This is a genomic window from Mycobacterium sp. MOTT36Y, assembly GCF_000262165.1.
Classification (GTDB): Bacteria; Actinomycetota; Actinomycetes; order Mycobacteriales; family Mycobacteriaceae; genus Mycobacterium; species Mycobacterium intracellulare.
Genome location: NC_017904.1, coordinates 3,372,638 through 3,382,762 on the forward strand (window position 1 = coordinate 3,372,638; position 10,125 = coordinate 3,382,762).

The following is a 10,125-nucleotide window of genomic DNA, read 5'->3' on the forward strand; positions in this document are numbered from 1 at the left end:
CCTCAGCCCTCGTCGCGCAGCACGTCCAGCGCGTGCTGCAGGTCGGGCGGATAGGGGCTGACGATCTCCATCCGCCGGCCGTCGGCCGGGTGGGCGAACGACAGCGAGCGGGCGTGCAGCCATTGACGTTCCAGCCCAAGCCTTTTCGCGAGCTTGGGGTCGGCGCCGTAGACCAGGTCTCCGCAGCACGGGTGGTGCAACGCGGAGAAATGCACCCGGATCTGATGGGTGCGCCCGGTTTCCAGGTGCACGTCGAGCAGGCTGGCGGCGACGAAGGCCTCCACGGTGTCGTAGTGGGTGAGGCTGTGCCGGCCGTCCTTGGTGATCGCGAACTTCCACTCGCCGCCGCGGTGGCGCCCGATCGGCGCGTCGATGGTGCCGCTGGACGGATCCGGGTGTCCCTGCACCAGCGCGTGATAGCGCTTGTCGACGGTGCGTTGCTTGAACGCCCGCTTGAGCAACGTGTAGGCGCGCTCGGAGAGCGCCACCACCATCACCCCGGAGGTGCCGACGTCGAGGCGATGCACGATGCCCTGCCGCTCGGGCACGCCGGAGGTGGTGATCCGGTAACCGGCGGCCGCCAGGCCGCCCAGCACCGTCGGCCCGCTCCAGCCCACCGACGCGTGCGCGGCCACCGCGGCCGGTTTGTCGACCGCGACGATGTCGTCGTCGGAATACAGGATCGTCATGCCCTCGATGTCGACCGGCGTGTTCTGCAACGGCGCCGGCGGCTCGGGCAGGCGCACCTGCAGCCACGCCCCGCCGGTCAGACGATCGGACTTGCCTGCCTGCACCCCGTCCAGCTCGACGCCGCCGTCTTCGGCCAGCGCCGCCGCGGCGCTGCGCGACAGCCCCAGCAGGCGGGCCAGCCCGGCGTCGACGCGCATGCCCGCCAGTCCCTCGGGTACCGGCATCGAGCGGTCACTCACCCGCGCTGTCCCCGGCGTCGTCGTCCTTGCGGCGCCGACCGACCGAGTCGAAATCGAAGCCGAAGATCGACAGCACCACCAGCAGGATGGCCCCACCGACCACCGAGGGGTCGGCGACGTTGAACACCGGCCACCAACCGACCGAGAGGAAGTCGACGACGTGGCCGCGCAGCGGTCCGGGGGCCCGGAAGAAGCGGTCGACCAGGTTGCCCATGGCGCCGCCGAGGATCAACCCGAGGCCCACCGCCCACCAGGGCGACACCAGCCGCCGGCCCATCCAGAAGATGCCGACCACCACGCCCGTCGCGATCAAGGTCAGCATCCACGTGTAGCCGGTGGCCATCGAGAACGCCGCACCCGAATTGCGCACCAGGGTCCAGGTGACCGTGTCGCCGATGATCGGCACCGGCTGGCCGGGCGGCAACAGCTTGACGGCGAGCACCTTGGTGACGATGTCGAGGGCCAGGACGATGGCCGCCACCGACAGCAGCAGGCGCAGCCGGCGCGGGGGCCGCTGCGGGTCGGTCGCCGCGGCGTCCTCGGGCTTGTCGGCCGAGGTCACCGGCTCAGTCGATCCCGTTGGTTCTTCAGGCACTCTCCCATCATCCCCTACCGCCCCGCGCGGGCGAGCGACGTCCGCGACGGCGATGCGCAATGATTCGAACATGGCCCGCCTCACCGTGATCGCCACCGGGGGCACGATATCGACGGCCACCGGCGCCGACGGGGTGCATCGGCCGGCCTACGGCGCGGCGGAGCTGACGTCCGGCCTCGACGTCGACGTCGTGGACCTGCTGGCGGTCGACAGCTCGGAGCTGACGCTGGCCGATTGGGACCGGATCCGCGACGCGGTGACGGCCGCGCTCGACGCGGGCGCCGACGGGGTGGTCGTCCTGCATGGCACCGACACCATGGAGGAAAGCGCCCTGTGGCTCGACCTGAGCTACGGCGGCGACGCGCCGGTCGTGTTGACCGGCGCCATGCGCAGCGCCGACGCGCCCGACGCGGACGGTCCGGCGAACGTGCGCGACGCCCTGGCCGTGGCGGCCAGCCCCGCCGCCCGCGGCCTGGGCGTGGTGACATGTTTCGCGGGCCGGGTGCTGCAGCCGCTGGGCATGTACAAGGTGGCCACCGAGGACCTGAGCGGCTTCACCGGCCGGCTGCTGGGCACCGTCGCCGGCGAGGTGGCGTTGACCGGGTCGAAGACGCGGCCGTACGTGGGCGAGCTGCGGGCGGGCTCGGCGCCGCGGGTCGACATCGTCGCGGCCTACCTGGGCAGCGACGCGGTCGCGCTCGACGCCTGCGTGGCTGCCGGGGCGCGCGGCGTGGTGCTCGAGGCGCTGGGCTCGGGGAACGCCGGACCCGCGGTGGTCGACGCGGTGCGCCGGCACTGCGGCGACGGGGTCGTCGTCGCGGTGTCCACCCGGGTCCCCGGCGGGCGGGTCGGCGCGAGCTACGGCCCCGGCCATGACATGGCGGCGGCCGGGGCGATCATGGTGCCCGGGCTGCGCCCGCCCCAGGCGCGCGTTTTGCTGATCGCCGCGCTGGCCGCCGGGTTACCCGTCGCCGACGTCATCGGCCGGTGGGGCTGACACGGCTCTGACTTCGGAGGCCTGCAGATCGCCCACATAGTCCGGCCAGTCCAGCGAATCGACCGGGTTGGCGCGGGCGAGGTCTCCGCTGTCGGCGGGAAACGTCCGGGCCGGGCCCGGCCCGGAGGTGCGGGTTTCGAACCGCGCGGTCACCACGCCGTGTCCCGCGCCCTGCACCCAGCCGTGCCCGAGCTCGCGGTGCACGACGTCGTCGCCCACCCGCCACCCAGCCTCTTCCGGCCCCTTGGTGAACATCACCTCGGTCGCGGTTTCGACCGAAGACGAATCCGGTTGCGGCTGCGGCAATTCCAAATCGGGGAACAGCGACTCCTGGCGCACGTCGCTCAACCCCGAAAACCCCACGCCGAGAAGGCGAATGGGCCCGATCTCGCGCGGATCGAGCAACAGCCGGCGGGCCACGCCGACCAGCGCGGCGACCTCGGTGGTGGCGTAGGGCAGCGTCGCGGACCGGGTCAGCGTGCTCATGTCGGACTTCTTCAGCTTGACCGTGACCGTGCGCGCGCCGCGGCCATCGCGCAGCAGCCGGTGATGGGCATGCTCGGCGATCGGTTCGATCGCTTCCCGCAGCTGCTCGAGGCTGGTCAGGTCGACGGCGAAGGTCGACTCGGAGCTGATCTGTTTGGCTTCGGCGCGCTCGGCGACGGGGCGGTCGTCGACGCCGCGGGCCAGCCGGTGCAGCGCCGGCCCGATCGTCGCGCCCAGGATGTTGGCCGCCTCGGCGTCGCTCAGCGCGGCCAGCTCGCCGACGGTCTCGATGCCGAGGCGATGCAGCTTCTCCTCGGCGACCGGACCGATTCCCCACAGCCGGCGCACCGGCAACCCGCCGAGCAGCGACCGTTCTTCGTCGCGGCGGACGACGCGGATCCCGTCGGGCTTGGCCAGACCGGAGGCGATCTTGGCGATCTGTTTGCCCGAGCCCGCGCCGACCGAGGCGATCAGCCCGGTCTGGTCGCGGACCCGTCGGCGCAGGTCCTCGCAGAAGGTTGCGACGTCGGCGGCGGACGCGCCGGCCAGCTGCGCGGGTTCGCCGAATCCCTCGTCGAAGGAGAGCTGCTCGACGACGGGGACGACGGCGCGGATGGTGTCGAAGACCCGCCGGCTGGCCACCCCGTACACCACGCCGCGCGGCGGCAGCACCACCGCGCTCACGCCGACCAGCCGGCGGGCCTGATGCATGGGCATGGCCGACCGGGCGCCGAACACCCGGGCCTCGTAGCTGGCGCCGGCCACCACTCCGCGCCCACCCAAACCGCCGACCAGCACCGGCCGACCGCGCAGGGTCGGCCGGGTGAGCTGCTCGACGGAAGCGAAGAACGCGTCCATGTCCAGGTGCAGCACCCAACGCGACTCCACAGATTGATGCTAGGGCCCTCCGGACGCGCGCCCGGCTCGCTTGGCCGCCGAAAGCCGCGTCCGACCATATGGTGTTGTGCCCGCCTCACAGCGACAGTTGGTCACGCCGACACGCTGCGGTGGCGATTGTCGCTCGGAGGTGGCACAAAACGTGTCGCCTCGCGGAGAGACGAAAGTGGCGGATGTGACGGCTCAGGCCTTGGCGATGCTCACCCGCACGCCGTCGCCGATGTCCGCGCCGTCGGCCGGGTCGCCGAATTCGAAGCTGGTGGCCAGGATTTCGCCGGCAATGAGGTCGCGGTGCGCCCGCGCCCAGTCGGCGCGCTCGGCGGGCACCGACATCACCACGCTGATGCGATCGGAGACGTCCAGCCCGCTCGACTTGCGCAGCTCCTGCAGTTCGCGGATGCGGTCCTTGGCCCAGCCCTCGGCTTCGAGTTCTGGTGTGACGGTGCCGTCCAGCACCACCAGGCCCGCGCCGTCGGGCAGGGCCGCGGTGAATTCCGGGTCGGCGGCCACCAGCCGCGAGCTGTACTCACCGGGCTGCAGCACCGCGGGCCCGGCGGTCAGGGTGCCGTCGTCGTTGACGACGCCCTCCCCCGCCTTGACCGCCTTGATCGCCGCCTGGACGTCCTTGCCCAGCCGCGGCCCGGCCACCCGCGCGTTGACGGTGAGCTCGAAGCAGCCGTAGGTGTCGATCGCGTCGGTCAGCTCGACGCTCTTGACGTTGAGCTCGTCGGCGATCAGGTCGACGAACGGCTCCAAGAGGTGCGGGTTCTCCACGGCCACAGTGAGTTTCGGCAACGGCAACCGCACCCGCAGCTTCTTGGCCTTGCGCAAGGAGGACGCGGCCGAGCACACCTCGCGAACCTGATCCATCGCGGCGACCAGGTCGGGGTCGGCGGGCACGTCACCGGGTGCCGGCCAATCGGTCAGGTGCACCGAGCGCTGAGAAGTCAGGCCGCGCCAGACGACCTCGGTCACCGACGGAAGCAGCGGCGCGGCCAGCCGTGCGGTCACCTCCAGCACGGTGTGCAGGGTGTCGATGGCGTCGACGTCCTCGGCCCAGAACCGCGAACGCGACCGCCGCACATACCAGTTCGTCAACGCCTCGGTGAACAGGCGCAGCTGCTCGCAGGCCCGCGAGATGTCACAGCTGTCCATCTCGCGGGTCAGGTCGTCGCGCAGTTGGGCGAGCTTGGCCAGGATGTAGCGATCCAGCACCTGAGCCGAATCGGTGCGCCAGGTACCGACTTTCGGCGCGTAGAGGGCCAGGAAGCTGTAGGCGTTCCAGAACGGCAGCAGCACCTGGCGCACGCCCTCGCGGATGCCCTGCTCGGTGACGATGAGGTTGCCGCCGCGCAGGATCGGCGAGGCCATCAGGAACCACCGCATGGCGTCGGAGCCGTCGCGGTCGAACACCTCGGACACGTCGGGATAGTTGCGCAGCGACTTGCTCATCTTCTGGCCGTCGGAGCCCAGCACGATGCCATGGGCCACACAGGTTTTGAAGGAGGGCCGGTCGAACAGCGCGGTGGCGAGCACGTGCAGCGTGTAGAACCAGCCGCGGGTCTGGCCGATGTACTCGACGATGAAGTCGCCCGGGTAGTGTGCGACGACCTGCTTGCCAGGGTCGGCGCAATCGACACCGTCGAACCATTCCTTATTCTCGAACGGGTAGTGCACCTGGGCATAGGGCATCGAGCCGGAGTCGAACCACACGTCGAGCACGTCCGGGATGCGCCGCATCACCGAACGCCCGGTCGGGTCGTCGGGATTGGGCCGGGTCAGCTCGTCGATGAAGGGACGGTGCAGGTTGGTCGGCCTCACCCCGAAATCGCGCTCGAGCTCGTCGAGGCTGCCGTACACGTCGATGCGCGGGTAGTCCGCATCGTCGGACTTCCACACCGGAATCGGGGTGCCCCAGTAGCGGTTTCGCGAGATCGACCAATCGCGGGCCCCCTGCAACCACTTGCCGAACTGGCCGTCCTTGACGTGTTCGGGGTACCAGGTGATCTGCTGGTTGAGCTCCACCATGCGGTCCCGGAATTCGGTGACCGCGACGAACCACGACGAGACCGCCCGGTAGATCAGCGGATTGCGGCACCGCCAGCAGTGCGGGTAGGGGTGCTCGTAGGTTTCGTGGCGCACCAGCACCGCCCCGTTGGCCGCGGCGGGGCCGGTGCCGTTCTTCAGGTCGCGGATGATGTGCGGGTTGGCGTCAAAGACGTGCTGCCCCTGGTAATCCGGGACGCTGGCGTCGAATCGGCCCTTGGAGTCGACCGGCGTGACGGGCGCGATGCCAGCCGCCTCGCCGACCGCCATGTCGTCCTCGCCGTAGGCCGGCGCCATGTGCACGATGCCGGTGCCGTCCTCGGTGGTGACGAACTCGCCCGGCAGGACCCGAAATGCGTTGGGGGTGTCCACGAAATACGGGAACGGCGGCAGGTACCGGGTGCCGATCAGGTCCGCGCCCCGAAAGGTGCCCAGCACCTCGGGCTCGTCGCCCAGCTCGCGGGCGTAGGCGGCCAGCCGCGCCTCCGCCAGCACGAAACGACGCTCGCCCACCCGCACCTGCACGTAGGTCACGTCGGGGTTGACGGCGACGGCGAGGTTGGACGGCAGCGTCCAGGGCGTCGTCGTCCACACCAGCAGATGCGCGCCATCAAGCGAACCGCCCACCACCCGGAATCCGACGGTGAGAGCGGGGTCCTGGCGGCTCTGGTAGACGTCGTCGTCCATCCGCAATTCGTGGTTGGACAACGGGGTTTCGTCGCGCCAGCAATAGGGCAACACCCGGTAGCCCTCATACGCCAGGCCCTTGTCCCACAGCTGTTTGAACGCCCAGATCACCGACTCCATGTACGGCAGGTCCAGCGTCTTGTAGTCGTTGTCGAAATCGACCCAGCGCGCCTGGCGGGTGACGTAGGCCTGCCACTCGTCGGTGTAGCGCAGCACCGAGGCGCGGCAGGCGTCGTTGAATGCGGCGATGCCCATGTCGTCGATCTGGGACTTGTCGGTGATGCCCAACTGGCGCTCGACCTCGAGTTCGGCCGGCAGCCCGTGGGTGTCCCAGCCGAATCGGCGCTCGACCTTGTAGCCGCGCATGGTGCGGTAGCGCGGGACGATGTCCTTGACGTAGCCGGTGAGCAGGTGCCCGTAGTGCGGCAGGCCGTTGGCGAACGGCGGCCCGTCGTAGAACACGTACTCCGGCGAGCCGTCGCGGCGGGCGATGCTGGCGCGGAAGGTGTCGTCTCGGGCCCAGTAGTCCAGCACCTCGACCTCGAGGGCCGGGAAGTCGGGCGCCCCGCCCGCCGGCTTCGGGTATGTGTGCTCGGTCAAACGTCGTCTCCTGTGCCAGTCTCCAGGCCTGGGGACGACGACGCGCCGGCTGCGCGAGCGCCGCGGTACCACCCCGCTTGCCGCGCTCACGCGCGACCGCTCATTGAAGGCTGTGACGGGCCTACCCGTTCGGTTCTACTGAGCCGGAACGGCTGTTCTTCCGAAAGCTCCCCGGTGATGGCCGGATCGACGCCAATGAAACGATTCTACTGGCCCCGAACCTCGAGCACACCCACCCGCCACAGCGCCGCGTACACGTGGCGCAGCGGAATGCTGAGCAACCGGCAGGCCCCGTGGATCAGCGGGTCGCCGCCCGGGCCGAAGAGCGGGAAGTCGCTGCGGCGCGGCTCTTCCACGGGCTCGGGGACGTGGATTTCGGGGACGTCGCGTACCACCCTCAGGGTGCGGGCGGGCGCGACGGTGACGACGTCGTCGTAGAGAGCTGCGGTCATGATCGACTCCTAAAGGAGAATTCCAACGGGGACCAAAAAGGACTGACGTGTCCCGTCCCGGGTGGGTTCCGATCTCAGAACGCTTGGCGGATAAGCACTTAGCGTGTGCGACGCCTCAGCCGAGGAGGTCGCGCCGGAGAACGGATCGGGACGAAACAGGGTTCGGACTTCGATCCGGACTATCGCAAGAACTCATGTGTCCCTCACCTCCTCGCGGTCGCGACGCATGCGGGGTCGCATGCGATCTAGGCGCAGCAAAAGGAGCAGAATCCGACGACCGCCGGAGATCCGCACCCCTCTCGTCAGAGCTTCGGCACCACACGACGTGTCCTGGCCTGGAAAAACCAAACCGGAAGCCACCTGGGCTCAACCCTTAAGCCGGGAGGAGCTGTCCTGACCCGGGGCGTCTTTCGACGTTCGGGGTCAGTGGCCTGTATTCGTGTAGACGCCTCACCTAACGAGGTGCTTACCCGACCGATAATGCACGAGCGGTCTGACGCGGTCAAATCCCTGGACAGCGTGTCCGCGATTCGTTACCGACCGGACCGCGATCACTTCTCGACCAGGCCGTCGAGCCGGCCGATCGTGTCGATGAATTCCTCGACCATGTCCAGCACCACCGAGCGCGTCGGCCGGACCCGATCGAGCGAGCCCACCACCTGCCCGACGAAGTAAGTCGCCAGCTCACGCGCCCTGGCGCCGTCGTGGGCGGCGGCGGAATTGATCCGCAGCTGCGGCTCGGTGATCAGCGCGGTCTGCAACGGCATGCCCAGCGGGTCGGGGTTCTCCGGCCGGTCCCACTCCTCGGTCCAGGCGGTGCGCAGCATGCGCGCCGGCTTGCCGGTCATCGAGCGCGACCGCACCGTGTCCGAGGACGTGGCGGCCAGGAACTTCTCCTTGACCACGGGCACCGTCTCGGCTTCCTCGGTGGTCAGCCACACCGACCCGCACCACACGCCCTCGGCGCCCAGCGCCAGCGCCGCCGCGATCTGGCGGCCGCGGGCGATCCCCCCGGCGGCGAGCACCGGCACCGGGGCCACGGCGTCGACGACCTCCGGCACCAGCACCATCGTCGCCACCTCGCCGGTGTGGCCGCCCGCCTCGGTGCCCTGCGCGACGATCAGGTCGACGCCGGCGGCGGCGTGCCGCTGGGCGTGGCGGGTGGTGCCGGCCAGCGCGGCCACCAGCACGCCGGCGTCGTGGGCGCGTTCGACGAGGTCCGCCGGGGGTGGGCCGAGCGCGCTGGCGATCAGCCGGATGTCGTGGTCGAAGGCCACGTCGAGCAGCGGCTGGTAGCTCTTGGGCGAGATGTTCAAACCGCCCACGGACGGGCGGGCGTCCCCGGCGGGCGCCGTCACGCCGTAGCGGGCCAGCAGGTCGTCGACGAACGCGCGATGCTCCTCGGGCAGCAGGGTACGGGCCTGGTTGGTGTCGATCCCGCCCTGCTCGGCGCCGACGTATTTGGGCGGCAGCAGCAGGTCGACCCCGTAGGGCTTGCCGCCGGTCTGCTGCTCGATCCAGGTCAGCTCGCTGCGCAGTCGCGCCGGGCTGTGCGCGGTGGCGCCCAGGATGCCGAATCCGCCCGCGTTGGTCACCGCGGCCACCACGTCGCGGCAATGGCTGAAGGCGCAGATCGGGAATTCGACACCGAGCATCTCGGCGACCCTGGTTCTCATTGCCCGACGCTAAGAGTTCCCGCTTGATAAGTCAATCGCTTACGGCCCTGTGCAATTCGCGCCGCCGGCTCAACCCTTGGGCCCGGGCGGCCGGCCGTCCGGAGGCCAGCTCGATACGCCCTCCTCCAGCGGCACCTCGAGGCTCTGCAGGATGGAGGAGACCATGCGCCACGCGCCGATGACCGTAACCAGCTCGACGAGAACCGTTGTGTCGCCGTCGAATTCGCGCTCGCAGGCCGCCCAGCTCGCGGCGCTGACCGCGCCGTCGCGCACCACGTCGTCGGTCGCCGCCAGCACGGCCCGCTCGGCGGGCCCAAACCCGGCGTAGTTCCGCCAATCTCGCACGCCGAGCAGGTCGTCACCCGGGACGCCGAGCCGGGACGCGACGCGCCAATGCTGCGTCCACTCGTAGTCGCAGGCGGTCAGCCAGCCGATCCGCATGATCGCCAACTCGCGCAACCGCGCGTCGAGGGCGCCGTGCCAGAGCATGGTGGCGAGCAGGTCGTTGATGGCGCGCGCCAGCGGCGGATGGTTGAGCAGCACTTGGAAGATGCTCAGTTCGGCCATGTAGTTGGGGACGGCCGCTTCGTCGGCGGCGGCTTTGGCTTCGTCCAGTGGCAGTTTGGGCAGGCGCGCTGTTGTCATCGGATGAGCACTCCTCTCCGGCGGCGGGACCGTCGCGTTCTACGGGTCATGGTAGTCAGCGGGAGGCGCGGCGACGACGACTTCGGACGCGGCGGCGAAATACGCTGCAGCCCAA

8 protein-coding genes and 1 riboswitch are annotated in these 10,125 nt (G+C 70.1%); of the genes, 1 reads left to right on the forward strand and 7 read right to left on the reverse strand.

Annotated elements, in window-relative coordinates:
• Positions 1–2: 2 nt before the first annotated feature.
• A complete protein-coding gene (locus tag W7S_RS15175; RefSeq protein WP_008257866.1) occupies positions 3–929 on the reverse strand; it encodes an RluA family pseudouridine synthase in 927 nt (308 codons plus the stop codon).
• Positions 922–1,524: a signal peptidase II gene (gene lspA / locus W7S_RS15180; RefSeq protein ID WP_072501351.1), complete on the reverse strand. Its 603-nt coding sequence runs from the start codon at positions 1,522–1,524 to the stop codon at positions 922–924. The genes W7S_RS15175 and lspA overlap by 8 nt, the downstream gene beginning before the upstream one ends.
• Before the next feature lie 70 nt (positions 1,525–1,594).
• Between lspA and W7S_RS15185 the strand changes: the two genes are divergently transcribed.
• Positions 1,595–2,521, forward strand: a complete 927-nt coding sequence (locus W7S_RS15185; RefSeq protein ID WP_008257868.1) for an asparaginase — start codon at positions 1,595–1,597, stop codon at positions 2,519–2,521.
• Here W7S_RS15185 and W7S_RS15190 read toward each other — a convergent pair.
• The 5 genes from W7S_RS15190 to W7S_RS15210 form a co-directional block, all read right to left on the reverse strand.
• A complete protein-coding gene (locus W7S_RS15190; protein ID WP_165606224.1) occupies positions 2,486–3,880 on the reverse strand; it encodes a DNA polymerase IV in 1,395 nt (464 codons plus the stop codon). The two genes, W7S_RS15185 and W7S_RS15190, sit on opposite strands and share 36 nt — an antisense overlap.
• A gap of 207 nt (positions 3,881–4,087) precedes the next feature.
• On the reverse strand, positions 4,088–7,237 hold the full coding sequence (ileS, locus tag W7S_RS15195) for an isoleucine--tRNA ligase (protein ID WP_014711946.1): 3,150 nt from the start codon (positions 7,235–7,237) through the stop codon (positions 4,088–4,090).
• 206 nt (positions 7,238–7,443) lie between these two features.
• Positions 7,444–7,689: an Rv1535 family protein gene (locus W7S_RS15200; RefSeq protein ID WP_008257871.1), complete on the reverse strand. Its 246-nt coding sequence runs from the start codon at positions 7,687–7,689 to the stop codon at positions 7,444–7,446.
• Between the two features lie 287 nt (positions 7,690–7,976).
• A riboswitch (M-box (ykoK) riboswitch) is annotated at positions 7,977–8,158 on the reverse strand.
• A gap of 82 nt (positions 8,159–8,240) precedes the next feature.
• On the reverse strand, positions 8,241–9,365 hold the full coding sequence (locus W7S_RS15205; RefSeq protein WP_008257872.1) for a nitronate monooxygenase family protein: 1,125 nt from the start codon (positions 9,363–9,365) through the stop codon (positions 8,241–8,243).
• Between the two features lie 69 nt (positions 9,366–9,434).
• A complete protein-coding gene (locus tag W7S_RS15210; RefSeq protein ID WP_014711947.1) occupies positions 9,435–10,010 on the reverse strand; it encodes a carboxymuconolactone decarboxylase family protein in 576 nt (191 codons plus the stop codon).
• Positions 10,011–10,125 lie beyond the last annotated feature (115 nt).